Consider the following 25,432-nt stretch of genomic DNA (forward strand, 5'->3'; position numbering starts at 1 on the left):
TCAAACACTGCGAAGGGTGCAGGGAGCCGGTTGTGCACTCGCGCGACGCAGAAATCGTCCGATCAGACTATGCCGAGTGATCCCGCATAGCCATGCCAAAGGTGTCGTGGAGAAAAACTATTTGATCTGCGACGACCTGATCGAACCATGGCTCGAGGTAGACGTCGAAGTGACCCGTGCGGTAGCGCTTGATGCGGCCGTGCCGAGCCTTGCGCACGTGCCAGATGGTCGAGCGCGCCGGCGCGACGCTGTCCTTCATCGCGATGCAGAACAGGGCGGGACACTCCAGAGAGGCGGCAGCCCGGCCCGGGTAGTACATCGCGATGCGCAGCCCAATGCGCGCAGCGACGCTGTCGGGCAGATCCCGACCGGCCGGGATGAGCGCCTCGAACCCGGGCCCGGCATCACGCGCCGTCATGAGTGCCGCGTCCCGCCGACCACCGACCAGCCGGACCCGCAAGGGGTCGGCTCCGCGCGCGGCGCGCAGCAGGTCACGTAGCGCGAGCACCGACACCTTCGCGGTGCTGACCAGCCCGAGCGCGCGCAGCGAGGACAACCCGTCGGTGAACGGGACCTGCGAGATGACTGCCGCAATCTGCCCGTCTCGCGCTGCGGTCTCGATGACGTGCCCACCGCTGAACGAGGTGCCCCACAGGACGATGCGTTCCACGTCGACCTGGGGCAGCGAACGTACGTGGTGCAGCGCCGCGGCCCAGTCATCGAGCTGGCGCGCGATGTCGAGCAGCCCGCGCGGTTCCCCCTCACTGGCGCCGAAGTGGCGATAGTCAAAGACCAGCACCCGATAGCCCTCGGCGGCGAACCGCTCGGCATAGGCGTCGAGCCGCATCTCCTTGACCGCGCCCAGTCCGTGCGCCATCACGATGACCGGTCCGCGGCTCTGGGCGGCGGCCGGCTCGAACCACCAGCCCGCGCACCAGCCGGGCCCCGAGGCGAAGCGGGTGTCGACGCGGCTCATGACCGAATCGTAGGACTGTGGGGGGCCACGGCCCGCCGGACCGCTAGCCTGCGGGGATGCGTGCCGTGATTGCTCCCGACCCCGGCGGGGTCAACGCCCTCGTCGTCGTCGACCGCCCCCAGCCCGTGCCCGGCCCCGGTGAGGTCCTGATCCGCGTCACTGCGGCCGGGATCAATCGCTCGGACCTGCTGCAGCGTCGCGGCTTCTATCCGCCGCCCGAGGGCGTCACCGACGTACTCGGACTCGAGTGCTCGGGCGACATCGTCGCGGTCGGCGAGGGCGTCACTGACCTGCCACCCGGCACGCACGTCTGCGCTCTGCTGGCCGGCGGCGGTTACGCGGAGTACGTCGCAGTGCCCGCGGGCCAGGTCGCAACGGTCCCCTTGGGTGTCTCCCTCGTCGATGCGGGCGGGCTCATGGAGGTGGCCTGCACGGTGTGGTCCAACGTCTTCATGATGGGCAAGCTCCAGCACGGCGAGACCTTGCTGGTGCACGGCGGTGCCAGTGGGATCGGAACCATGGCGATCCAGCTGGGCAAGGCTTTCGGAGCACGCGTCATCGTCACGGTCGGGTCGCCTGAGAAGGCCGATTTCTGTCGCGCGCTCGGGGCCGACATGACGATCGACTACACCAAGCACGACTTCGCCGAGGAGATGAAGCGGGCCAATGTCCAGGCTGACGTCATCCTCGACATCATCGGCGCGAAGTACTTCGAGGCCAACGTGTCAGCGCTCGCGACCGCAGGCCGGCTCGTCGTGATCGGGATGCAGGGCGGCGTCAAGGCCGAGATCAACCTCGGCGCGCTGATGGTCAAGCGCGCTGCCGTGATGGCCACGACGCTGCGGGCACGCCCGTCGGCGGAGAAGTCGGCGATCGTGTCGGCGATGGTCGCCCAGGTCTGGCCGTTGATCTCCGACGGCACGGTCCGGCCGGTCACGCACGCGACCTATCCGCTGGAAGACGTCCGGCTCGCCCACCAGGTGCTGGAGGACTCCAGCCACAGCGGCAAGGTCCTGCTCACGACCTGATCACGCACGTACGCGTCGCTTTCGAACCGCAGTCGATGCTGGGGCGAGTCTGCGCGGCTAGGCTCTGGCCATGACTGAGCAGCAGCCGGAGATCATCGGAACCGACGGTCAGGCCGCCCCCCCGCCGTTGGCAGGGACATCGCTGGGCGACCTCGTCGAGCAGCCCGCCAAGGTCATGCGCATCGGCGGAATGGTCCGGCAGCTGCTCGAGGAGGTCAAGGCCGCTCCGCTCGACGAGGCGAGCCGGGCGAGACTCCGCGACATCCACCTGCAGTCGATCAAGGAGCTCGAGGACGGACTGGCCCCCGAGCTGGTCGACGAGCTCGAGCGGCTGAGCCTCCCATTCGACGGCGAGACCCCGAGCGAGGGCGAGCTGCGCATCGCCCAGGCGCAGCTCGTGGGGTGGCTCGAGGGCCTGTTCCACGGCATCCAGGCCGCGCTCTACGCCCAGCAGGTCCAGGCCCAGTCGCAGTTCCAGAACATGCGACTGGCTCTACCGGGTCCAAACGACGTCAAAGGTGACGATTCGACTACTTCGGGCGAAAACAGTGGCTCAGGGGGCATGTACCTCTAGAGTTGACCTCACTGTGAGCTAGGACTGACGCAGGAGTGTCGTCGGTCATGGCTCTCGATGGGAAAGAGGGAGCCCATGACCATCGTGGTCGACAAGACAACACCTCCGTGCGCAACCACGCCGGAGGTCTTTCACGACGAGCTGCTGCACTCGCCCCCGGCGCGGACCGACATCACCGCCGCCGAGTGGGAGCAGCTGGCCGTCAAGCGCGCCGCCGTGCACCGACAGTGCGCCGGGTGCCCACTCATGATCGACTGCCTCTATCGGGCCGTCGTCGAGGTCGACGTGTCGGGCTACGCCGCCTGCACGACCGAGATCGATCGGCAGCAGATCCGCCACCGGCTCGGCATCGTGATCCAGCAACCCAGCTCGGTGCCCTATGGCGCAGCTCGGGTCGGTGGAGGCCCGGTCAGCCACGAGTCCGTCATGACGGTGCGCCACGCGTACCCCAAGGACACCTGCCACCAGCTCGCCGAACGCCTGGGCTGCTCGACCTCGACGGTCAAGCGCCACCTGCGCCGCGCACGCGAGCAGAAGCAGGACCAGGCGATGCAGCCCCGCGTGTCGACACCCACGCTGCCCAGCATCGACGCCGTGCTGGACTGCTTCGACGAGCTGGAGTCCAGCCGGGTCGCCTGAGCAGCACCGCCGGGCTCGGCTAGACGTACTTGCTGAGCTCGGCGACCAGGCCGTCGACGTCGATCGAGCCGGTCACATCATCGGCAGCGGCCTTGAGCGAGTCCGGCGCCTGACCCATCGCGACGCCGCGACCCGCCCAGCGCAGCATCTCCAGGTCGTTGTTGCCGTCGCCGACGGCCAGCACCTCGGACTGCGCGATGCCGAGCTTGGCGCACAGGAACTCCAGCCCGGACGCCTTCGAGACGCCCTCGGGCGCAAGATCGAGCCACGCCGAGTAGCCGATGTAGTAGTTGGTGCCGATCAGCCCGAGGTCCTTGACGATCGCGGTGAACTCATCGGGCGTGTGGTCGGCCGAACGGATCACGACGCGAGCCACGGGCTCGGAGATCAGTGACTCGACGTCTTCGACCACGAACTGACCGCTGATCTCGTTGTCGGGGAACGGCTTGTTGAGCCGAAATCCCACTCCGACCTCCTCGACCGCGACGAGAGCGTCCGGCATGTGCTCCAGAACACGACGGACCGCCTCGCTGGCGTCGAAGGTCACGACGTCGAGCAGCTCGACGTCCGGGTCGTAGCGCATCGTCACGGCGCCGTTGCTCGCGACGGCGTAGCCCTGGGTGAAGCCGAGGTTGGCGACGACGTCCATGACACCGGGGACCCCGCGACCCGTCGCGATGACCGTCTCGATGCCGGCGTCGCGCGCCGCGTGGACCACGTCGCGCACGGCTGTCGACATGACGTTGTCGCCGTCGACGATCGTGCCGTCGACGTCGAGTGCGATGAGCCGCGGGCGCCAGGTCACGATGCGATCGGCCTCAGGACCTCGCCGAGCAATGGATGCAGAGCGGCGGGGAGACGGACCGAGCCATCGGCCTGCTGCCCGTTCTCCAGCAGCGCGATGATCGTGCGGGTCATGGCGCACAGCGTGCCGTTGAGCGTCGCCGCCGGCGAGGTGCCTTCGTCGCCACGCACCCGGATGTCGAGTCGGCGCGACTGGAACTCGGTGCAGTTGGACGCCGAGGACACCTCGCGGTACTTGCCCTGCGTGGGGATCCAGGCCTCGCAGTCGAACTTGCGGATCGCCGAGAGCCCGAGGTCGCCCGAGGCCACGTCGATGACGCGGTACGGCAGCTCGAGGGCGTCCAGCCAGGCCCGCTCCCAGCCGAGGATGCGTTCGTGCTCGGCGGCTGCCTCTTCGATCGTCGTGTAGACGAACATCTCGACCTTGTCGAACCAGTGCACGCGGAAGATCCCGCGGGTGTCCTTGCCGTACGACCCGGCCTCGCGGCGGAAGCACGGGCTGAACGCGGCGTAGCGGCGCGGCAGTGAAGCGGCGTCGAGGATCTCGTCCGAGTGATAGGCCGCCATCGGCACCTCGGAGGTGCCCACGAGGTAGAGGCCGTCCTTCTCGAGGTGGTAGACATCGTCGGCCGCCTGGCCGAGGAATCCCGTGCCCTCCATCGCGCGCTCGTTGACGAGGGCCGGCGGAATCATCGGCGTGAAGCCCCACGCGGCGGCCTTGCTCATCGCGAGCTGGGTCAGCGCGAGCTCGAGCTGTGCACCGACACCGGTCAGGAAGTAGAAGCGGGCGCCGCTGACCTTGGCACCGCGCTCGGTGTCGATCGCACCGAGCATCTGGCCGAGCTCGAGGTGGTCGCGCGGCTCAAATCCCTCGGCGGCGAAGTCACGGGGTGTGCCGACGGTGTCCAGCACGACGAAGTTGTCCTCGCCACCCTGCGGCGCGTCCGCCGATGCGAGGTTGGGAAGCGTCTTCATGAGCCGCTCGAACGTGTCCGCTGCCTCGACCTGAGCGGCCTCGGCGTCCTTGACTTGCTGGCTGAGCTCCTTGGTGCGGGCCAGCAGCTGCTGCTTCTCCTCGCCCTGCGCCTGGGGGATCAGCTTGCCGAGGTTCTTCTGCTCGCCACGCACGGCTTCGTACGCCGAGATCGTGGACCGTCGCTGCTCGTCCGCGGCGATGAGTTCGTCGACGATGTCGGTCGACTCACCTCGGCGTTGCTGGGCGGCGCGCACGGCGTCAGGGTCGTCTCGCAAGATTCTCGGGTCGATCACGGCTTCAGCCTATCGCCCGGCTCGCGGTCCCAGATCGGTCGACTAGAGTTGATCGACCCCTGAGGAGGAAGCCGTGTCGTTCGACCTGCGCCGTGCTGCGCCCGCCCGACCCTCGATCCTCCTGTGGGTCCTGGCCATACCGGCTGCCCTGTTCGCGATCCTCGCGGTCTCGGTCGGCTTCAAGCTCGACGCGATCACCTCGCTGGACCAGGACGTTGCCCAGAACGCCTACGCTTTCAGCGCCCGGCACGACGGCCTCGTCACCTTCCTCGACGTCGTGGCGGTGGTCTTCAGCAACCTGGGCTGCGCCATCGCGCTGGCGCTGCTTGCGGCCTACGCCCTGTGGCGCCGCGAGCGACGGGTCGCGATCTGGATCGTCGCAAGCGCCGCCGTCGCGATCATCGGCAATGCGCTGATCAAGCTGGCCTTCGACCGGCAGCGTCCGGTCTTCGACACCCCCCTGCACGAGATCGGTGGCTACTCCTTCCCGAGCGGACACTCCGCCGGCGCCGGAATGTTCTTCACCGTGGCAATCCTGGTGACGATCGTGCTGACCGGTCGCGGCCTGCGCCGTCGGGTCATCGTGTCGGTCCTGGCCCTGCTCGCAATCGGCGTCGGCGCGAGTCGCATCTATCTCGGCGTGCACTACCTCAGCGATGTGGTTGCGGGGCTGAGCTTCGGCGTCGTCGTCGCCCTCGGCCTGTGGATCCTGCTGGTGACCGACGCAGCCCGCCTGCCGCACGAGCTCGCCGCACTGACCGGCACGGGCCGCAAACGGGCTGCCGTGATCCTCAACCCGGCCAAGGTCGGCGACATCGACGAGTTCAAGGCCAGGGTCCGTCTCGTCGCAATGCGCGACGGCTGGGGCGAGCCCAGCTGGTACGAGACGACCATTGAGGACCCCGGCCACGGTCAGGCGGCCGCCGCCCTGCACGAGGGCGTCGACCTGATCGTCGCGGCCGGCGGAGACGGCACGGTGCGCGCGGTCTGCGAAGAGCTGGCTCGCACCGGGGTCGCGGTCGGCATCCTGCCGCACGGCACCGGCAACCTGCTGGCTCGCAACCTGTCGATCCCGCTCAACACCCGCGATGCGCTCGACGTGGTGTTCGGCGGCCAGGACCGGGCGATCGACCTCTCCACGCTGCACACCGACTCCGGCACGGACACGACATTCCTCGTCATGGCCGGGCTCGGCATGGACGCCGCGATCATGACCGGCGTCAACGACCAGCTCAAGAGCAAGGTGGGCTGGCTGGCGTACTTCGTCAGCGGGGTCAAGGCGGCACGCTTCCCCGCGATGAAGGTCCAGATCTCGGTCGACGACGGCGAGCCCAAGAAGTTCCGCGCGCGCACCGTCGTGGTCGGCAACGTCGGCTTCCTGCAGGGTGGCATCCCGCTGCTGCCGGACGCCGAGATCGACGACGGACTGCTGGACGTCGTCGTGATCGCGCCCAAGCGATTCATCGGGTGGCTCGCGATCATCGTGCGGGTCATCGGTCGACAGAAGCGCACCAACGAACGGCTCGACCGGCTGACCGGCCGCAAGGTGCACATCACGGCCGAGAAGGCCATGCCGATGCAGCTCGACGGCGATCCCGTCGGCGACGGCATGGAAATCACCGCCGAAGTCCAGCCCGGCGTCCTGCTGGTCCGCGTGCCGCTGGCACCCGCACCGGCCGCAGCGATCTGATCCCGACCCCCATGACGGAGACACCATGAGCACGACAGCGGTCGTTGCTGCCCACGAACGTTCCGGCCGGCGTTTCACCGCGGCAGGCCTCGACAGCTTCGCCCTCGACCAGGGAATCGGACCGACCGTGGTGTGCATGCACGGCGTCCCGGCCTCGTCGTTCCTCTATCGCAAGGTCGTGCCTGAGCTCGCGGCCCGCGGCCTGCGAGGTGTCGCCTTCGACCTGCCCGGCCTTGGCCTGGCTGACCGCCCCCGCGGCTTCGACTACTCCTGGACCGGGCTCGGGGCGTTCGCGGCCGAGGCGGTCGACGCTCTGGGAATCACCGGGCAGGTCCATCTCGTCGTGCACGACGTCGGCGGACCCGTCGGCTTCGAGCTCGCCGGCGCCCTGGCCGACCGCGTCGCGTCCATGACGGTCCTCAACACGCTGGTCGAGGTCGACACGTTCCACCGCCCCTGGTCGATGGAGCCATTCGCCCATCGCGGTGTCGGCGAGGTCTACCTGCGCGGACTCACCAAGCCGCTGTTCCGGCTGCTGATGCGGATGCAGGGCGTCGCCGACATGTCCGCCGTGACCAAGGACGAGTTCGGGGCGTACGTCGACCTGCTCAAGCGCGAGGACGGCGGCCGAGCGTTCCTGCAGATCATGCGCGGCTTCGAGCTCACCCGGGCCAAGCGCGACCAGTACGTCGAGCTCCTCGGCAGCGGCCGGTTCCCGGTGCAGGTCGTGTGGGGCGCGCAGGACCCGGCGCTGAAGCTCGCGACGGCGGGCGAGCAGGCCCGGCGCGCGGCCGGGGTCGACTCGATCGTCCGCCTGCCGGGGAAGCACTTTCTGCAAGAAGACCAGGCTCCCGCAATCGCCGAGCAGGTCCGCTCCTTCATCGCCGGCTGACCGTCCGCGGGCGTCAGCCTGCGACGTGGGCGTCGATCTCGGCGAGGATCGTGGTCTTGGTGGCGTCGGCCGCGAACGAGGCCCGCACGGCGCCTCGGGCCAGATCGGCCACGCCGGCGTCGTTGAGCCCCAGCAGGTCGGCGGCAACCTCGTACTCATGGTTGAGGGTCGTCGCGAACATCGGAGGGTCGTCAGAGTTGATCGTGATCGGCACCCCGGCCGCGACGAGCTGGGGCAGCGGGTGCTCGGCCATCGACGGCACCGACTGCGTGCAGACGTTGGAGGTGGGGCACACCTCCAGGGTGATCTGCCGCTCGGCGAGGTAGTGCATCAGCGTTGGATCCTGGGCCGCGGCGATGCCGTGCCCGATGCGCTCGGCGCCGAGATGGTTGATCGCGTCCCAGATCGTCTGCGGACCGGTCGACTCGCCGGCGTGCGGGACGCTGCGAAGGCCGGCAGCGATCGCCTGCTCGAAGTGTGGGGCGAACTGCGGACGCGGCACGCCGACCTCGGGGCCACCCAGACCGAAGCTCACGAGCCCGTCGGGCCGCAACCGCAGCGCGGTGTCGAGCGTGACATCTGCACCGGGAATGCCGAACTCACCGGGGATGTCGAAGCACCACTGCAGCGTGATGCCGAGCTCCGCCTCGGCCCGGCGTCGAGCGTCCTCGATGGCCTCGCAGTACGCCTCGGCCGAGATCCCGGCCAGGATCGAGGTGTACGGCGTCATCGTCAGCTCCGCGTAGCGCACGTTCTGCGCCGCGAGATCACGTGCCACGTCATAGGTCAGCGTCCACACGTCCTCGGGCGTACGGATCAGGTCGACGACGGAGAGATAGACCTCGATGAAGTGCCCGAAGTCGGTGAAGGTGAAGTAGTCCGCCAGCAGGTCCGGATCGCTCGGCACCGTGGTCTGCCCCTCGTACCGGGAGGCGAGCTCGGCAACGGTGTGCGGCGACGCTGAACCAACGTGGTGGACGTGAAGCTCTGCCTTGGGCAGCTCAGAGATGAACGACATCTCGCGAGGGTATCGAGCCGGCGCCGTCTGAGGCACGCAGGCTCAGGCCTCCACGCTCTGCTGCCGCTGGACGACCGTCCCGCGATCGTCGAACTCCACGTCGACGGTCAGCAGGACCTCGCCGTTGATCGAGAACTCGACTCGGTTCTCCTCGGCGGTCAGGTTGCCCGCAGTGCCCTCCTCGAGCCACGTCGTCGAGCCGATGAGGCTGACCAGCGCGACCTTGGCGCCGTTGTCGATCTGGCCTCGGAACACCACTGGTCCCGGTCCCGAGTCGCGAATCACCAGCGCCGTGCGGCTGACCGAAGGATCGTCGACGGCAACCGTGAGGTCCTCGACCCCTCCAGCTCGTCCGAACGTCCATTTTTCATCGACGTCGAGCACGGCTTCGCCGCTCTCGCCGACGGAGCTCTTCCACATCACGGTGATCATGGTGCTGCCTTTCGATCGTGATGACTTTTTCATGGCTCAGCGGCACCCACACGGTGAATCCAGAACTGATCCAGTCCCACAGCGTGACAGAGACAGTCGCATCGGTGCAGGTCAGTGCCCGAAACTGCCGCGATCCCACGCGGCGACGACGGATCCGATGGCACCCGGAGGGCACGCGAGCCGGATTCGGTCGCCGATCGAATATTGGCATAGCTCGTCATAGGCCCGTCTCTCGCTGCTCTCCATGACGGTAGGCAGGTATCGCAGATCCTCAGGACGGCGCCGGAAATCGGTGCTATACCGGAGTGAAGGCTTCGGCACATCGAGGTCAAGACGACCCGATCCACATTCCTCGGGTTGTCAAGGGAGTGCATCATCGCGCAGGGAGCGCGGAACATACGGACGTCGCGTGAGCCGCGACGTCCGTCCACCGAAAGCCAAAGCATGGAGTTCACCAGCTTTTCCGAGGCGATCGCGAGAACGACCGCCCTGACCCGCTCGGACGAGAGCGCCCTGTTGATCATGGGCGAGTCCGGGCTGGGCAAGAGTCACGTGCTCAACTCCGTGCTGCACGAACCGCTCGCCCACACCGTCCTGGTGCGCGCGAACCCGGGAGAGTCCGGATTGCCCCTGGCTGGCTTCGCTGCGTTGTTCGACGCAGTCAGGGGTGACCACTCGTCGAACTTCGCCCAGGAGTTCTCGCTGAAGTCCGAGGAGCCAAGCGAGCTGTTCGCCGCAGCCCAGGGCTTTTTGACAGCCCTACGGGGGCTCAACCTGTCGCCGATTCTCGCGCTCGTCGACGACATCGATGCCATGGACACCGCCAGCCAGGCCGTCATCGGGATGATGGCCGGGCGTCTCCACGACACCGGCGTGCGGCTGGCTCTCACCGCGACCACGATCAATCCTGCCGGTCCGCTGAGCACGCTGCCGGTCGTCCACCTGGCCCCCATGCCCCCCGACGTCACCGTCGGCATCGTGCGGCGGCACGAGCCGGCGGCCGATGAGTCATCGATGCGCATCATGGCCCGCTACGTGCGCGGCAACCCCCAGATTCTGTGCGAGCAGCTGCCGCTCCTGCAGCCCGACCAGCTGACCGGGACAGCCTGGCTGACCCTCCCACCCCGATCCACTCCGACCGTCGCCCGCGTCAGTCCCCGCATAGCCGCCGAGGACGACCCCGTGGCTCGGATCGTGCTGGACGCGATCGCGCTCTCGCCGGTGTCCCATGTCGCCGTTCTGGGCTGCGTGCACCCGGACGCCGCCGACGTGATCGAGGACCTGGTCGACTCCTCGGTGCTGCTGCAGAGCGGGCCGTACGTCCGGCTTGCCGACTCCCGACTCAGGATCCGGCTCTACTGGAGTCAGCGTGCCTGTGTGCGTCGTCAACAGCACGTCGAGCTCGCCGCTGCGGCGGTCGGCGTGGATCCCCACCTCGCGGCGTGGCACGCGAGCTTCGGGACCATCGACACCGATCAGGTCGAGGCGGTGCTCGCATCGGCCATCTGGCTCGTGCGCCGCCGCTGGATCGGCTCGGCCGTCGAGTTCACCGAGCACGCCCTGAGCCGCGCACCCAACATCGAGGACCACGCCGAGTCGCTGATCCGGCTGTGCTCGCACCTGATCCTGACGGGTGAGGTCAGCCTGGCAGCGCGGTACAGCGCCCGGGCCCGACCGCAGCCCTCCGCGCCCAAGCAGTCCATGGACCTGGCCGCCCTCAAGCTCACCGCCCAGATGATCGATCGCCAGATGCTGGTCGACGAAGAGGCCAAGGCCATCGCCGCGTTCCACTCCCAGGCCGATCAGGATGGCGCGTCGAACCTGCTGACCCTGGCCACGTTCTACCGCGCAGAACGGTGGGAGGTCGACGAGGCGCGCAGGCTCTTCGGCTCGGTCCAGGACCACCTCCCCAACGTCAGCGAGACCACCCGAGAGAAGATCCGCGCGATGTCGGAGATCCTCGACGCTCTCGACGGCTCGGCCGGTCGCAAGGGACAGTGCACGTCGGTCACCCTCGCCAGGACCGCCCCCTCGCCCCCGGACCTGCTGCTGATGCAGGGCCGCGCGCTGACTTGGCGCGAGCGATACGCCGACGCCCGCGACGTCTTTGCTCTGGTGATCAACCACCCCGACGCACGGGATCGCATCTGGACCGATCTGGCGACCTACGCCGCGATCGGCAACGAGATCGACGCCGGCATGTTCCGGCTTGCACGCACCGCCATCGACGCCTGGGGACAGTCCTCGCCGTGGATCAACCGCGGCAGCGCCATGCATGCCCTGATCCGGGCCTGGCGCCACTACTCGCTCGGTGAGACCGACGCGGCCGCGACCCTGATCGACACGGTCCTGGACCGGGCCTCCAAGGAATCCACCCAGGCCGTGCGTGCCCGCGCGTACGCACTGCGTGGGGCGATGGATCTGTTGATCGGCGACCCCGAGCAGGCTGTCACGGACCTACGTCACGTCAGCACACTCTCACGGCGCTTCCGCAATCCCACGCTGCTGCGCCACTGGGCCGACTACGTCGAGGCGTGCGTCCTGACCGACCGCAACCAGGAGGCAGCGGCCGCAGTCTCCGCGCTCGAGCGCCGACTCGCTGTGCACAACTCACGATGGGGTGCGCTGGCCCTCGCCCGTTGCCGCGCTCTCGCGCAGGAGGGGCCGCGCTCGCTCGGTCTCTTCGCCGATGCCGTCCGCATGTTCGACCATGCCGAGCTGCCCTACGAGCTGGGCCGCACGCTGCTGTGCTTCGCCGACCGGCAGGACGCTCTCGGCAGACCCGGCGACGGACGACAGACCCGGCTGGCCGCCCTCACCGCGTTCGAGGCCGCCGGTGCAGACTCGTGGGCCGGTCACACCGCCCGACCTGAGGCGGCGATCGGCCGTGCCGGCGAGAGAACCCTGCTGGACCGGCTGACCTCGGACGAGCAGGAGGTCGCCAAGCGGGTCATGCTCGGCCTGCGCACCAAGCAGATCGCCGACGAGATCTACGTATCGGTGCGGACCGTCGAGCTCCGGCTGACGCACATGTACCGGACGCTCGGGGTGCGGTCACGCACCGAGCTCGTGGCCCTGCTCAGCGGCTCGCTCCCGCGGGATGAGGTCACGCACGCACGCCCACCCGTTCGCCCCGCCGACAATGGCGGCGGTCAGGTGCCGGGGACGATCGCCGCGATGATCGTGCCGTCACCCCTGCGCCGGCCCGGGACGGGCTCGGGCTCGCCCTCCAGACGTGGTCCCTGACCGTCGAGCGGAACCACGACCGGATCTCCCGGCAGCACCGTGACCTCCTGGTCACGCACCACGATCGTGGCGCCCTTGCCCTCCTCGACGCACAGCTCGACCTCACCGGGCCGGACCGAGACGCGGACTCGGGTGCCGAGCAGGGTGACCCGGAAGATCAGTGAGTCCCACTCCTCGGGAAGCCGGGGATCCAGGGTGAAGACCCCGTTGTAGTCCCGGAATCCACCGAAGCCGTTGACCAGCGCACTCCACACGCCACCCGTCGACGCCACATGGACGCCATCGGCGGTGTTGTGGTGCCGGTCGGCAAGGTCCACGAACAGTGCGGAGAGGAAGTAGCGCAGCGCGAGGCCGTGATAGCCGACCTCGGCCGCGATGATCGACTGGACGACGGCGGACAGTGTCGAGTCGCCCGTCGTGATCGGGTCGTAGTAGTCGAAGTCGGCGCGCTTCTCCTCAGGCGTGAAGTGATTGCCCTGCAGGAACAGCGCCAGCACGACATCGGCCTGCTTGAGCACCTGGAACCGGTAGATCACCAGCGGGTGGTAGTGCAGGAGCAGCGGCCGCTTGTCCAGCGGGGTGTTGGCCAGGTCCCACACCTCCCGCTCAAGGAAGTGCTGATCCTGGGGATGGACCCCCATGTGCTCGTCGTACGGGATCGCCATGTCGTTCGCGGCACGCTCCCAGTCGGCGACCTCGCGCTCGTCGAGATCGAGGCGTCGGACGACCTGGTCGTACTCGACGCCGTCTCGGATCGCCAGATCACGCACGGCCTCGGCGGCTCGGCGCAGGTTGAACCGCGCCATGACGTTGGTGAACAGGTTGTCGTTGACGACCGTCGTGTACTCGTCCGGGCCCGTCACGCCATGGATATGGAAGGTGCCATCTTCCTCGCTACGCCAGAAACCGAGATCGACCCACATCCGGGCCGTCTCGACGAGCACATCGATGGCCTCGCGGGTCAGGAAGTCGATGTCACCCGTGGCGGCGAGGTACTGGCTCAACGCGTACGAGATGTCGGCGTCGATGTGATACTGCGCCGTGCCCGCCGCGTAGTAGGCCGAGGCCTCCTCGCCGTTGATCGTGCGCCAGGGGAACAGTGCGCCGTGCTGGGCCAGCTGCTTGGCGCGCTTGCGTGCGCAGTCGAGCAACGTGTAACGGAATCGCAGGGCGTTGCGCGCCGCGCGCGGAGTCGTGTAGGTCAGGAACGGCAGGACGTAGACCTCGGTGTCCCAGAAGTAGTGACCCCCGTAGCCCGATCCCGTCACACCCTTGGCCGCGATGCCGGTGCCTTCGGCGCGGGCCGAAGCCTGGGCGATCTGGAACAGGTTCCAGCGCAAGGCCTGCTGGACCTCGGGCTGGCCAGGGACCTCCACGTCCGACCTGGTCCAGAAGTCGTCGAGCCAGGCACGCTGGTCCGCGAACTGCTGGTCCAGTCCCTCGACGCGGGCCCGGTCGAGGGTCCGCCGGCACCGGTCGAGCAGCTCGCGGGACGGAACGCCCCGAGAGGTGTGATAGCTGACGAGCTTGGTCAGCGTGATCGGCTGGCCCGCCTCCGCCGCGATCCGGTAGGTGATCTTGGCGAGGTCGTCGCCCGTCTGGACGTGCGTCGTGAAACGGTTGGCCGTCTCGAGATCGTGATCGGCCACGACGCCGATCGTCATGCCACTCTCGGCGCACTGGTAGCCCAGCGCGACCCGGCCGTCCGCGGCATCGCCGGAGTTGCTCTGCGGGATCAGGACCCGGTGCCGCATGCTGCTGGCCTTGCGCGGGTCGACTCCTTCGCCCATCGACTTGGACCGCACGTGGTACTCGTCCTCGCCGTCCTGACGGTTCAGCACCTGCGAGGAGATCGCCACCGGCGCGGTGTCGTCGAGGAGGGTGACCTCGAACGTCAGCACAGCGAGGTGCCGCTGCGTGAACGAGACCATCCGCCGGGACCGGATCCGTACCCGCTTGCCGCTGGGCGTACGCCACAGGATGTCGCGGGCCATGAAACCGGCCCGGAAGTCGACCCGGCGGTCGTACTCCACCAGGTCGGCGATCGGTAGCAGCAGGGGTTCGTCGTCGACGTAGAGCCGGATGACCTTGGCGTCGGGGGCGTTGACGATCGTCTGACCGACCCGGGCGAAGCCGAAGGCTTCCTCGGCGTGCTGGATCGGCCAGGTCTCGTGGAAGCCGTTGACAAAGGTGCCGTGCGAGTGCGAGTCGCGGCCCTCCTCGACGTTGCCGCGCAGGCCGATGTACCCGTTGCCGACCGAGAACAGCGTCTCGGTCGCGCCGAGGTCGTCGTTGTTGATGTGGCTCTCGACCAACGCCCACTCGTCGACGGGGTAGCGCGAGCGGTCCAGGAAGTCCATGACCTCCGGTGCGATGTGCGACGGGCCGGTCACGCCAACTCCTCCAGATCGTCGACCACGACATCGGCGCCGTGCTCGGTGAGGGCGTCGGCACCGACGCCGCGGTCCACGCCGATGACCAGACCGAAGTCTCCGGCCGCCCCGGCCTGCACGCCGGACAGCGCATCCTCGAACACGACCGCCCGCTCCTTGCTGACTCCGAGCTGCTGCGCCGCGTCCAGGAACGTGTCCGGGGCGGGCTTGCCGGCCAGGCCGCGCTCGGCGGCCTCCTTGCCGCTCACGATGACCGGGAAGTGCTCCCGCAGACCGGCCGCCTCGAGCACGGCTGCGGCGTTGCGCGAACTCGACACGATCGCCATCTTGGTGCCGCGCCGCTCGAGCGCATCGATCAGGGCCACGGAGCCCGGATAGGCCGTGACGCCCTCGGTCAGGAGGATCTGCTCGAAGTCGGCGTTCTTGCGGTTGCCAAGACCCGAGACGGTCTCGGCTGACTCGTCGTCGCTCGGGTCACCCTCGGGGAGCTCGATGTCGCGGCTCTCCAGAAATGACCGCACGCCGTCGTAGCGGGGCTTGCCGTCGACGAAGCGGTAGTAGTCGTCATCGGTGTACGGATCACTGATCCCCCGTCCGCGCAGGAAGTCACCGAACATCTGGGCCCAGGCGCGCATGTGCACCTCGGCCGTCGGCGTGATGACTCCGTCAAGGTCGAACAGGGCAGCGTCGTAGTCATTCCAATCCACTCGTCGAGGGTATGCCCGACCCGGGTCGCAGCGTTAAGCAAAGGCGGGGGTGAGGGCACGTGAACCTCATCACCCGTGGGCCACCGACTCTCTAGGGTGGGGGCATGACACGTGGAGCGGACAGCGAAGTCGGTCGGTTGCGGACAGTCATGCTGCACCGGCCGGGGCCCGAGCTCGGTCGGTTGACACCGCGCAACAACGACCAGTTGCTGTTCGACGGCATCCCGTGGCTCGGCCGCGCCCAGGAGGAGCACGACGCCTTCGCCCAGGCACTGCGCGACCGCGACGTCGAGGTGCTCTACCTCGTGGACCTACTGGTCGAGACACTCTCCGATCCGGAGGCCAGGGCCTCGATCATCGATGGCACCACCGCGAGCCTGCGGCTCGGCGACGGCCTCCGCGACCACCTGCGTCGAGTCATGACCGACCTGGCCCCGGACGTGCTGGCGCACACCCTGACGGCGGGCCTGCGCAATGACGAGGTCAAGAGCTTCCGCAGCATCGTCACGAGCTTGCTGCCCCGCGAGGACTTCCTCATCGAGCCGCTCCCCAACCTGTTGTTCACCCGCGACTCGTCGGTGTGGCTGCGCGGTCACGTCGCGGTCACGAGCCTCGCGATGCCGGCACGGGCCCGAGAGACCCAGCTCACCGGGCTGATCTACGAGCACCATCCCCGCTTCGCGGACGTGCCGCGGGTGCACGGCGCCCACCTCGAGCACGTCGAGGGTGGGGACGTCCTGCTGATGGCCCCGGGCACGATCGCGGTGGGAGTCGGTGAACGCACCACGCCGGCCGGCTTCGAGCGCTTCGCCCGGCAGTCACTCACCGATGGACTCGCGCACACCGTGCTCGCGGTGCCGATCGCGCAGGAGCGCGCCACGATGCACCTCGACACGATCGTGACGATGGTCGACGTCGACACCGTGGTGATGTACCCCAACATGGCCGACACCCTGCGCGCCCACGCCGTCACCCTCGAGGGCGACCAGCTCGTCGTCGCACCCGAGCGGTCGTTCTTCACCGCGGCTGCCGAGGCCATGGGCATCGAGACGTTGCACCAGATCGACACGGGCCTGGATCCCGTCACGGCCGAGCGGGAGCAGTGGGACGACGGGAACAACACGTTGGCGATTGGTCCGCGACTGGCGGTGGCGTACGAGCGCAACGTGCAGACCAACGCCCGGCTCGAGGAGCACGGCATCGAGGTCGTGGCAATCAGCGGTTCCGAGCTCGGCTCGGGCCGCGGCGGACCGCGCTGCATGTCGTGCCCGATGGAGCGCGACTGATCGTCGACCCGTCAGGTCAGATCGTGACCTGACGGCTGACGATCGAGTTGCGGGCCGAGCGCTCCTCAGTGGTCAAGGGGCTGTCGTCCGCCAGCGCCACATCGAGCCGGGAGCGGAACGCCCGCGCCGGCTCCTCCAGTGCTGCCGCGTCGACCTCGAACTCCCACACCGGCACCAGCCGGCCGTGTCCACGGAAGTGCCCGATCAGCTTGGTCCCGTCTCCCAGGGTGTCCTCACCACGCACTCGCAACCGGGCCAGTGCATCCAGCAACGGAGTCTCGTCCTCGGTCATGACCCAGCGCAGGAATCGCTGCGGACCCATCTCGGTCCAGTACGCCGACTCGACCGACTCCAGACGCACCGTCGGGGCGACCGTGTCATTGGCCTCGGCGAGCAGATCGGCGGTCTCGGGACGTTCCTCAGTGCCTTCAACCCAGTAGTCGAAGCCCTGGTGCACCTCGACCTCGAATCCGCTGGACGGGTCGATCAGGTCCTGCAGGCGGGGTCCCACACCGGGATCACCCATCGGCACGGGCTGGCCGGGCTCGAGCTCGAGCGCCGTCTCGACGACGTACGCAAGGTCGCGACTGATGTCGCCGAAGTTGTGGGCGACCTGCAGACCGACCCAGATCTCGCCGTCGGGGCGCACAATGCCGGCGCCGTTGCCCGGCAGCAACGAGCAGATCCGAACGGAGCGGCCTGACGCGAGCTGGATGACCGCGGTGGCGGAGGGGACGAACTCGCGCAGGGCGATCCAGTCGGCCTCGTGCGGGAGCCCTTCGAAGGTGCGTGCCACATAGGGCATGCGCTCCTTCTTGGCGGCCTTGTTCTTGATTCGCGACTTCTTGCCCATGACGGGGGAGTCTATGCCGAGCGGACCGGTCCGCTCAGTGGGGGCTGAGACCGAGCTCGGCGTTGACGCGGGTGCCCTTGGACATGTCGACCCACCAACGATCTGCAACCCGGTTGATGATCGACAGGCCGCGGCCGCTGAGTGAGTCCTCGTCGAAGTCGATCGGCTTGAGCGATGCGCCGACGCCCGCGTCGTAGACGCTCAGCTCGAGTAGCGTGCCGCTGATCGACCAGGAGATCTCGATCGTCCCGTCCGACGTCGGGACGCCGTGGCTGACCGCGTTGGCGATCATCTCGCTGATCACGATCAGGGCGTCGTCGACGACCTCGTCGGATGCTCGGTTGACGGTCAGGAAGGCGGCGAGTCGGGTGCGGGCGACCCCCCGGGTCGAGGCCACGAAGGGCAGACGGATCGTGTCATGAGCCTTCATGACAACCGCCGATCGATCGGGGATGAGGGTGCACGCCAGCCCACACGATGACGGCCAGCAACGCACATGTAGTCCAAAGTAACTACTCGGAGGGGTTCATTACTACTCCCTGCGCGAAAAAAGGACCCATTGGTGTCGCATCACACGCTGCGAGGGACCATGGTCAGATGACTGAGATCGGCATTCCGACCACTGACCTCTCCGGCGTACCGGAGGTGATCCCGTCCGAGCTGGCGGTGCTCGACGTACGTGAGGATCACGAGTGGGCAGCCGGGCATATCGCCGGCGCGACCCACATCCCGCTGGGCCAGCTACAGGCCCGCGTCGGTGAGCTCGATCCGTCGGCACGGACCGTCGTGGTTTGCCATCTGGGCGGCCGATCCGCCCGGGCGACCGAGTGGCTGCACGCCCAGGGTCACGACGTCGTCAACCTCGCGGGCGGGATGGAGGCCTGGGAGCAGGCCGGACGTCCCGTCGCCACCTAGGGCTTCCAGCCCGGCGGCAGCTCCCCGGGATAGTCAGGAGTGTCGGGGTGCAGGGTCGGCTCGGCTCGGACTACGGGCGGCGGCCACTGAGCAACGAGCCCGCCGGACAGAGCCTGGGGTCTGGGCCACACGCCACGTGGTGGCGGCAGTGGCTCGATGGGCGCCCGGGTACGCGCGATCCCCAGCCGATCGGCCAGCCGGCTCACGTAAAGCACCATCGTGATGCTCGTGACGACGGTCGGGATCAGCTCGAGCGGGCCACCGTTGTCGGAGAACCCGACGATCCCGAGCGCCTCCACGACCATCAGCACGACGTTGTTGGCGATGTGGGCGGCGATCGCTGCCTCCAGCCCACCCGTCCGGATCGTGAGGTACGCCGCGGTGAGCCCGAAGACGCCGACGTCGACCAGTCCCCACAGGCCGTAGGTGTGACCCACGGCGAACAACGGCACCGAGACGATCACCGGAATGGCGGCGAAACGGGTCCACGAGCCGACGAGCTGAAGGACGTAGCCCCGGAAGACGTACTCCTCGGCGGCCGCCTGGAAGGGCGTCAGCAGCAGGATCAGTGCGAGCACCAGGACCGCCGTGCCGTCGATCTGCGGTGCGCTGACCTGGCCGGGTGAGGTCGCCGCGGTGACCGCCAACGAGACACCCAGCGCCACGCCGTACACCGCGAACGCGACAGCCGCGACTCGTCCGAGCCACCGCCATCTCATGCGGCCCTCGACCGAGGTCAGGAATCCGATCGGCCGGGGTCCGGTGATCTGCACGGCAATCAGGACGACCGGCAGCAGGATCGCGATCGAGATCATCGAGACTGCGAACAAGCCCGGTGCGGTCAGGTCGAGCTCCGGCGACTCGGACCAGCGGTCGATCACGGTCTCGACATCGCGGCCGGAGGCATAGATCACGAAGGCCGCCGCGGCGAGCAGGCCAACGCCAGCCGCGAAATAGCCGGCGAGACCCAGAATGCCGGCGAGCGGCAGGCGCCACCATCGGTGGACCGGCGTCTCTCGAGCCAGTCGGTGGTAGCTCGTGGACATGGCCGAATCCTCACACCAGACGTACAACAGCGCCACCGGGATCAACCCGATGGCGCTGCGCGGATCGTGCGGGGTGTTACTTGGCCGCTGCCTTGAGGCGCGAGCCGACGCTCACCTTGACGCCGAAACCGGCGGGAATGTCGATCGTCTCGCCCGTCGACGGGTTGCGACCCGTGCGCGCGGCGCGTTCGACACGCTCGACGGACAGGATGCCGGGGATCGAGACCTTCTCGCCATTGCTGACGGAGTCGAGCAGGATCTCGCTGAAGGACGAGAGAACTGCGTCGGCCTCGGCCTTGCTGGTGCCGGCCTTCGAAGCGAGGGCAGCGACGAGGTCGTTGCGTGAGATAGCCACAAAAGCTCCTTGTGAGTGGTGGGGTGTGCCTGCACAGTCTATGAACCAACACCCAAATGATTTTTCCCCACCCCCCCCGGTCTGTGGGGAATTCGGCCTGCTATCAGAACCAGATCGAAGGGGGGTCAGCGTCGACCAGGGGGCCGATCGTGCGCAGGTAACGTTCGCGCGGCCACTCGGTGACGCCCAACGTCGCGAGGTGGTCGGTGCGCCACTGGGTGTCGATCAGCCCCGTGTCGCCCATGATCTCGGTCAGTGAGACCAGCGCAACCTTCGAGGCATCGGTCGCCCGGTGGAACATCGACTCACCGGCGAAGAGTCGGCCGATGCTCAGCCCGTACAGACCGCCCACCAGCGCGCCGTCGGAGTCGCGCGTCTCGACCGAGTGCGCCCAGCCGAGCCGGTGCATGCGCACGTACGCCTCGCGGATCGGCGAGTCGATCCATGCACCGGGCCGGGACGGGTCGGCACATGCATCGATGACCTCCTCGAACGACTCGTCAATCGTGACGTCGTAGCGTCGCCGCGACTTTGCCAGCGACCGGGTGATCCGCAACGCCGACGGCTCCAGGACGCCGCGGAGCATCGGCGACCACCACAGCAGCTCGCGGTCGTGCGGCATCGGGAAGGCGCCGCTGCGGTACGCAGCCAGGAGGGTCCCCGGCTCGAGGTCGGCGCCGGCGGCTACGCAGTCGTCGAGCGGCCACTCCGTGGGGTCGAAGACCCACGGCGAGACGGCCAACGCGTGCCGCGTCACGGCTCGACCAACCGGGACAGGTGGTCGATCGGGGCGTCGCCCCACTCGGCCCACTCCACCGCGGCGGCCTCCGCGAGACACGCCCACCACGTCATCGCCCGGTTGACCGGCTGGGTCAGCTCCGTGGCGACTCGCTGCGACTCCAGATCGGCCGGCTCGACATCCCACATCGCGCAATAGCCCTCTACGACGTCCTCCCACGAGACCGTGCCCCGCTCGATGATCCAGCCATGCGGGACGGTCAGCAGCTCCGCCGCATGCGCCCACTGACCGTCTCCGAAGTCGAAGATGCGCAGTGTGCCGGCACCGACTGCGAAGACGTTCCACGGATGGATGTCACCGTGCTGCCACGTCGACGGCAGGGACGAAGCGGTCAGCTCGTCGACCGCATCCACGATTTCGGGCCGAATCGCTCGCAGCCGGCGCTCCAGGTATGCATCGATCCGCGTCGGGTGCTCGTCCGGCAGGTCGACGAGGATGTCGACGATCCGGTCGAACCGGTCGACCACAGTGGCTGGTGAGCAGTCGGGCAGGCCCGCGGCCAGGAGCGCCTCGGAATGCCCGACAGCGATGCGTTGCACGGCAGCGGCCTCGCCGAGCACCACGCGCCAATCTTCGACGGTCGGCTCGTGCGACTCGCCCAGGGTCGTGCCGCGGTCGCGCGTCAGCATCCAGCCACGCTCGGGCTCGATGGCATACGGCTGGTCCACCGACGCGGGGGCCAGCCGGGCCAGCTCGGCGTGCACGAGCGGCTCGAACGCCAGCCCCGCGCAGTTGGCCTTGAACCACATCAAGCCCAGGTCGGTCGGAATCATGAGCTGCGTCGACCACGGCCGTACGCGTGGCTGCTGAATCGGTCCGGTGATCCGGTGTCCGTCTCGAGCCAGCTGCTGGTCGACCCAGGACTCGACCTCACGACGCCAGCCGAGCTCGACCACACACTCGGAGAAGGGGCGTCCCATAGCAACCAGACTAGGGCCAGACGGGGGCCCACTCCCAGCGCTTCGTGCGGGTTCCCACCTATGCTGGAGCGATGGGAGTCCGCCGTACTGCCGCCGTCACGGCGGGTGCCAAGCTCGCCCCGGCCATGGCATCGGGCTACGTCCGCACGGTCCTTGACCACGCGATCGACGGAATTGGCCCGCTCCGCTCGGCCGCCGCCTCGGGCGAGACCAAGCTCGTCGACCACGGCGGCGACGTCGAGCGGGCCATCCGCGGTATCGTGCGCCTGCACTCGAGCCTGGCCGGCGTCCAGGGCTTCGTGACCAACCTGGGTGGCGTTGCGGCCCTCGCCGTCTCGGTGCCGGCCAACGTCGTCGGCGTCACTGTCGTGCAGTGCCACCTGGTTGCCGGCATCGCCCACCTCCGCGGCTACGACCTCGAAGACCCGCGGGTCCGCAACGCGATCCTGGCCTGCATGCTCGGCGAGGATGCCGTGACCTCCCTGGTCGAGAAGCGCCGGTTGCCGTCCTCGCCGATGGCATTGGCGACCTCACCGGTGCATGACCCCGTGCTCGACGAGACCTTGTCGCGTGAGGTCACCTCCGAGCTCGTCGGACGCACCGCGGGGCGGCGGGCCATCACCCTGATCGGCCGCAGGGTCCCTCTCCTGGGTGGAGCCGTCGGGGCCTCCAGTGACGCGTACGCGACGTGGCAGATCGGCCAGTTTGCCGCCGAGGAGCTCCGCGACCGTAGGCTGGCCCGCTGACGGTTGGCCTGCGTGGTCAGCCCAGGGCGCGCACGACGGCGCTGGCCGGCTCCTTGCCGAGGACGCCGGACATCCACCGGCTGGTCTGCACGAGCGCGTCGAGGTCGACCCCGTGCTCGATGCCCAGGCCGGTCAACATCCAGACCAGGTCCTCGGTCGCCAAATTGCCAGTCGCGCTCTCGGCGTACGGGCAGCCGCCGAGCCCGCCGGCGGATGCGTCGAACGTCGTGATGCCGTGGCGCAGGGCGGCGTACGAGTTGGCGAGCGCCTGGCCGTAGGTGTCGTGGAAGTGCATCGCGAGCAGGTCCACATCGACCCCGGCCGCACCAAAGGCATCGATCAGCGCACCAACGTGAGCCGCCGTCGCGACACCGATCGTGTCGCCGATCGAGAGCTGGGTCGCGCCGAGGTCGAGCAGCCGTGTACCGGTGGCGACGACCTGCTCGATCGGCACGGCGCCTTCCCACGGATCGCCAAAACACATCGAGACATAGGCGCGGACGTCGACCCCGGCGGCCCGTGCGCGACCCACGACCGGCTCGAACATTGCGAACTGGGAGTCGAGCGTCGCGTTGAGGTTCTTCTGGGCGAAGGTCTCGGTCGCGCTGCCGAAGATCGCGATGTGGGGGCAACCCGCAGCCAGCGCACGGTCCAGGCCACGCTCATTGGGCACCAGCACCGGCAGCGGTGTCGGACCATCCAGCGGCAGGAGGGCCACGAGCTCGGCGGCGTCGGCCAGCTGCGGCACCCACTTGGGGTGCACGAAGCTCGTCACCTCGACGACCGGCAGCCCCGCGGCGACCAGGCGGGAGATGAACTCGGCCTTGTCGGCCAGCGGCACGACCGCGGACTCGTTCTGCAGGCCGTCCCGCGGGCCGACCTCGTAGATCGTGACCCGTTCGGGCAGGGCCTCGTCGCGCACGACCATCGGGATCATGACTGCTCCTTGGTGGCGGCGGGGTCCACCGTGAACAGCAGGTGCTTGATCGGCACCTGATCGCCGGCTGCTGCGCCGACGTGCGAGACGACGCCGTCGTACGGCGCCACCATCGACAGCTCCATCTTCATGGCCTCGACCACACCGAGCTGCTGTCCGAGCGTCACGATGTCGCCCGGCGACACGTCGACCCTCAGCACCGTGCCCGGCATGGGTGACACGAGGTCGGCGTCTGTCGCAGCGCCGCGCTGGTGCCCGCCGCGCATCGGGTCGGGGGCGTCCAGCCGCCAGGTCTGGCCCTGCCACGCGATCGTCAGACCGTCGGTGTCGGCGATCGCGAGCTCGGCTGCACCGGCCGGCTCGTCGTCGCCGATCAGGTGCTCCCAGCTGCGGTCCGCCTCGTCGACCAGCACGATCCGCACCGCGGCAGGATCGCCGCCGGAGCGCCAACCGTCGTGCACCGACAGGGGCGAGCTGCCGTCAGGCAGGGTCAGCCCGGCCCAGAGCAGGGCGGCGGCCCGGGCGGCCGGCTCCGAGAGGGTCGGCGTGGTCAGCAGGTCCGCGGCGGCGTCGCTGTCGAGCCAGGCGGTGTGGACCCGTCCGGCCGCGAACTCGTCGGCGGCGACCAGGCGGCGCGCGAAGCCCACATTGGTCGTCACGCCGAAGATGCCGGTGTCGTCGAGCGCGGCGATCATGCGCACGCGAGCGTCTTCACGGTCCGACCCGGTCACGATGATCTTGCCGAGCATCGGGTCGTATGCCGTGGAGACTTCCTGGTCGCCGAACAGGTCGGTCTCGACGCGGACGTCCTCGGGCCACGCGGCGGCCAGCACGTGCCCGGCCTGCGGGAGGAACCCGGAATAGGGGTCCTCGGCGTAGACCCGCACCTCCATCGCGTGCCCGGACGCAGTGATCTCGTCCTGGGCCAGCGGCAGGTCATGTCCCGCCGCGACCAGCAGCTGCCACTGCACCAGGTCAAGACCCGTGATCTGCTCGGTGACGGGGTGCTCGACCTGCAGTCGGGTGTTCATCTCCAAGAAGTACGCCCGCCCGTCGGCGACCAGGAACTCAACCGTCCCGGCGCCGGTGTAGCCGACCTCGCGGCACAGCGCGACGGACGAGTCGTGCAGCGTGCGGCGAAGCTCGTCGGTGAGCCCGTACGCGGGTGCCTCCTCGACGACCTTCTGGTGACGGCGCTGCACCGAGCAGTCGCGCTCGAACAGGTGGACGATGTGTCCGGCGTTGTCGCCGAAGACCTGGACCTCGACGTGCCGGCCGGCCTCGACGTACTTCTCGACCAGCAGGGTGTCGTCACCGAAGGCCGACGCCGCCTCGCGCCGTGCCGCATCGATCGCGGCCGCCAGGCCACCGGCCTCGCGCACGATCCGCATGCCCTTGCCACCGCCGCCGGCCGCGGCCTTGACCAGCACGGGGTAGGCGTCGGCCGGGACCGCCTCGGGGTCGAAGTGTGGAGTGACCGGCACACCGGCGCGCCCGGCAATCGTGCGGGCGCGGTCCTTGCGGCCCATCGCGTCCATGACGTCGGCGGTCGGGCCGATGAACACCAATCCCGCATCCACGACGGCGCGCGCGAACTCGGCCCGCTCGGACAAGAAGCCGTAGCCCGGGTGGATCGCCTCGGCACCGGAATCCTTCGCAGCGGCCAGGACCCGCTCGATCGAGAGATACGACTCGGTGGCCGGAGTCGGCCCGATGTGCACCGCATCGTCGGCAAGCCGCACGTAGGGCGCATCGGCATCGGCGTCGGAGTAGATCGCGATGCTACGCAGACCCGCCTCGCGGCAGGCCACGATGACGCGTCGGGCGATCTCGCCACGGTTGGCGATCAGGACACTCGAGAACGTCATGCGCTCACTCGGTTTCTCGCGGCGGGACCGCAGGCTCGG

At 68.7% G+C, this 25,432-nt stretch carries 24 protein-coding genes; 9 read left to right on the top strand and 15 right to left on the bottom strand.

From position 1 onward, the window contains the following. Nucleotides 1–67 precede the first annotated feature (67 nt). Nucleotides 68–976, bottom strand: a complete 909-nt coding sequence (locus tag C6I20_RS15100; RefSeq protein WP_118397473.1) for an alpha/beta hydrolase — start codon at nt 974–976, stop codon at nt 68–70. Between the two features lie 56 nt (nt 977–1,032). On the opposite strand from C6I20_RS15100, the gene C6I20_RS15105 reads away from it, so the two are divergent. The 3 genes from C6I20_RS15105 (at nt 1,033) to C6I20_RS15115 (ending at nt 3,217) form a co-directional block, all read left to right on the top strand. Continuing rightward, complete coding sequence (locus C6I20_RS15105) at nt 1,033–2,004, top strand: NAD(P)H-quinone oxidoreductase (RefSeq protein ID WP_118397476.1); 972 nt, start codon at nt 1,033–1,035, stop codon at nt 2,002–2,004. Between the two features lie 70 nt (nt 2,005–2,074). After that, entirely contained in the window at nt 2,075–2,578 is a 504-nt protein-coding gene (locus C6I20_RS15110; RefSeq protein ID WP_118397479.1) for a bacterial proteasome activator family protein, read from the top strand. A 75-nt stretch (nt 2,579–2,653) separates the two neighbouring features. Then, the gene (locus tag C6I20_RS15115; protein WP_118397482.1) at nt 2,654–3,217 is read left to right on the top strand and encodes a transcription factor WhiB; all 564 of its coding nucleotides are present in this window, start codon (nt 2,654–2,656) and stop codon (nt 3,215–3,217) included. Nucleotides 3,218–3,236: 19 nt separating this feature from the next. Here C6I20_RS15115 and C6I20_RS15120 read toward each other — a convergent pair whose 3' ends face one another. After that, the gene (locus C6I20_RS15120; RefSeq protein ID WP_216822910.1) at nt 3,237–4,022 is read right to left on the bottom strand and encodes an HAD family hydrolase; all 786 of its coding nucleotides are present in this window, start codon (nt 4,020–4,022) and stop codon (nt 3,237–3,239) included. Then, complete coding sequence (serS, locus tag C6I20_RS15125) at nt 4,019–5,290, bottom strand: serine--tRNA ligase (protein ID WP_118397485.1); 1,272 nt, start codon at nt 5,288–5,290, stop codon at nt 4,019–4,021. The genes C6I20_RS15120 and serS overlap by 4 nt, the downstream gene beginning before the upstream one ends. Nucleotides 5,291–5,363: 73 nt before the next feature. Between serS and C6I20_RS15130 the strand changes: the two genes are divergently transcribed. Then, nucleotides 5,364–6,980: a YegS/Rv2252/BmrU family lipid kinase gene (locus C6I20_RS15130; protein ID WP_118397488.1), complete on the top strand. Its 1,617-nt coding sequence runs from the start codon at nt 5,364–5,366 to the stop codon at nt 6,978–6,980. A 25-nt stretch (nt 6,981–7,005) separates the two neighbouring features. Continuing rightward, the gene (locus C6I20_RS15135) at nt 7,006–7,872 is read left to right on the top strand and encodes an alpha/beta fold hydrolase (RefSeq protein WP_118397491.1); all 867 of its coding nucleotides are present in this window, start codon (nt 7,006–7,008) and stop codon (nt 7,870–7,872) included. Nucleotides 7,873–7,885: 13 nt separating this feature from the next. Here the strand turns inward: C6I20_RS15135 and C6I20_RS15140 are convergent, their stop codons facing one another. Further along, nucleotides 7,886–8,890: an adenosine deaminase gene (locus C6I20_RS15140; protein WP_118397494.1), complete on the bottom strand. Its 1,005-nt coding sequence runs from the start codon at nt 8,888–8,890 to the stop codon at nt 7,886–7,888. A gap of 42 nt (nt 8,891–8,932) precedes the next feature. Continuing rightward, nucleotides 8,933–9,322, bottom strand: a complete 390-nt coding sequence (locus tag C6I20_RS15145) for a hypothetical protein (RefSeq protein ID WP_118397497.1) — start codon at nt 9,320–9,322, stop codon at nt 8,933–8,935. Nucleotides 9,323–9,766: 444 nt separating this feature from the next. On the opposite strand from C6I20_RS15145, the gene C6I20_RS15150 reads away from it, so the two are divergent. Further along, the gene (locus C6I20_RS15150; RefSeq protein WP_118397500.1) at nt 9,767–12,568 is read left to right on the top strand and encodes a LuxR family transcriptional regulator; all 2,802 of its coding nucleotides are present in this window, start codon (nt 9,767–9,769) and stop codon (nt 12,566–12,568) included. Here the strand turns inward: C6I20_RS15150 and C6I20_RS15155 are convergent. Next, a complete protein-coding gene (locus tag C6I20_RS15155; RefSeq protein ID WP_118398997.1) occupies nt 12,475–14,928 on the bottom strand; it encodes a glycoside hydrolase family 65 protein in 2,454 nt (817 codons plus the stop codon). The two genes, C6I20_RS15150 and C6I20_RS15155, sit on opposite strands and share 94 nt — an antisense overlap. Before the next feature lie 29 nt (nt 14,929–14,957). Next, nucleotides 14,958–15,668, bottom strand: coding sequence for an HAD family phosphatase (locus tag C6I20_RS15160; RefSeq protein WP_118397503.1), 711 nt, complete (start codon nt 15,666–15,668; stop codon nt 14,958–14,960). A 104-nt stretch (nt 15,669–15,772) separates the two neighbouring features. On the opposite strand from C6I20_RS15160, the gene C6I20_RS15165 reads away from it, so the two are divergent. Then, a complete protein-coding gene (locus C6I20_RS15165; RefSeq protein ID WP_118397506.1) occupies nt 15,773–16,954 on the top strand; it encodes an arginine deiminase in 1,182 nt (393 codons plus the stop codon). A 16-nt stretch (nt 16,955–16,970) separates the two neighbouring features. Here C6I20_RS15165 and C6I20_RS15170 read toward each other — a convergent pair whose 3' ends face one another. Together C6I20_RS15170 and C6I20_RS15175 are read right to left on the bottom strand one after the other, a co-directional pair. Beyond that, nucleotides 16,971–17,807 carry a DUF5926 family protein gene (locus tag C6I20_RS15170; RefSeq protein WP_118397509.1) on the bottom strand — a complete coding sequence of 279 codons (837 nt, stop codon included), beginning with the start codon at nt 17,805–17,807 and terminating at the stop codon, nt 16,971–16,973. A 34-nt stretch (nt 17,808–17,841) separates the two neighbouring features. After that, the gene (locus tag C6I20_RS15175) at nt 17,842–18,237 is read right to left on the bottom strand and encodes an ATP-binding protein (protein WP_118397512.1); all 396 of its coding nucleotides are present in this window, start codon (nt 18,235–18,237) and stop codon (nt 17,842–17,844) included. A gap of 167 nt (nt 18,238–18,404) precedes the next feature. Here C6I20_RS15175 and C6I20_RS15180 point away from each other — a divergent pair, with 167 nt between their 5' ends. Continuing rightward, complete coding sequence (locus C6I20_RS15180; RefSeq protein WP_118397515.1) at nt 18,405–18,722, top strand: rhodanese-like domain-containing protein; 318 nt, start codon at nt 18,405–18,407, stop codon at nt 18,720–18,722. Here C6I20_RS15180 and C6I20_RS15185 read toward each other — a convergent pair. From C6I20_RS15185 to C6I20_RS15200, 4 genes are all read right to left on the bottom strand, one after another. Beyond that, on the bottom strand, nt 18,719–19,768 hold the full coding sequence (locus C6I20_RS15185; protein WP_118397518.1) for a CPBP family intramembrane glutamic endopeptidase: 1,050 nt from the start codon (nt 19,766–19,768) through the stop codon (nt 18,719–18,721). The genes C6I20_RS15180 and C6I20_RS15185 overlap by 4 nt on opposite strands. A 76-nt stretch (nt 19,769–19,844) precedes the next feature. After that, nucleotides 19,845–20,117: an HU family DNA-binding protein gene (locus tag C6I20_RS15190; protein ID WP_216823109.1), complete on the bottom strand. Its 273-nt coding sequence runs from the start codon at nt 20,115–20,117 to the stop codon at nt 19,845–19,847. 109 nt (nt 20,118–20,226) lie between these two features. Then, nucleotides 20,227–20,880: a leucyl/phenylalanyl-tRNA--protein transferase gene (gene aat, locus C6I20_RS15195; RefSeq protein ID WP_254052161.1), complete on the bottom strand. Its 654-nt coding sequence runs from the start codon at nt 20,878–20,880 to the stop codon at nt 20,227–20,229. Continuing rightward, nucleotides 20,877–21,842, bottom strand: a complete 966-nt coding sequence (locus C6I20_RS15200; RefSeq protein WP_118397524.1) for a phosphotransferase — start codon at nt 21,840–21,842, stop codon at nt 20,877–20,879. Before C6I20_RS15200 ends, aat begins: the two co-directional genes overlap by 4 nt. Nucleotides 21,843–21,913: 71 nt before the next feature. Here C6I20_RS15200 and C6I20_RS15205 point away from each other — a divergent pair, with 71 nt between their 5' ends. After that, on the top strand, nt 21,914–22,588 hold the full coding sequence (locus tag C6I20_RS15205; protein WP_118397527.1) for an EcsC family protein: 675 nt from the start codon (nt 21,914–21,916) through the stop codon (nt 22,586–22,588). A gap of 16 nt (nt 22,589–22,604) precedes the next feature. Here the strand turns inward: C6I20_RS15205 and C6I20_RS15210 are convergent, their stop codons facing one another. Together C6I20_RS15210 and C6I20_RS15215 are read right to left on the bottom strand one after the other, a co-directional pair. Beyond that, entirely contained in the window at nt 22,605–23,525 is a 921-nt protein-coding gene (locus tag C6I20_RS15210; protein ID WP_118397530.1) for a hydroxymethylglutaryl-CoA lyase, read from the bottom strand. Further along, nucleotides 23,522–25,393, bottom strand: a complete 1,872-nt coding sequence (locus tag C6I20_RS15215) for a biotin carboxylase N-terminal domain-containing protein (protein WP_118397533.1) — start codon at nt 25,391–25,393, stop codon at nt 23,522–23,524. Before C6I20_RS15215 ends, C6I20_RS15210 begins: the two co-directional genes overlap by 4 nt. Between the last annotated feature and the right edge of the window lie 39 nt (nt 25,394–25,432).

The sequence above is a fragment of the Aeromicrobium sp. A1-2 genome (genome assembly GCF_003443875.1).
Classification (GTDB): Bacteria; Actinomycetota; Actinomycetes; order Propionibacteriales; family Nocardioidaceae; genus Aeromicrobium.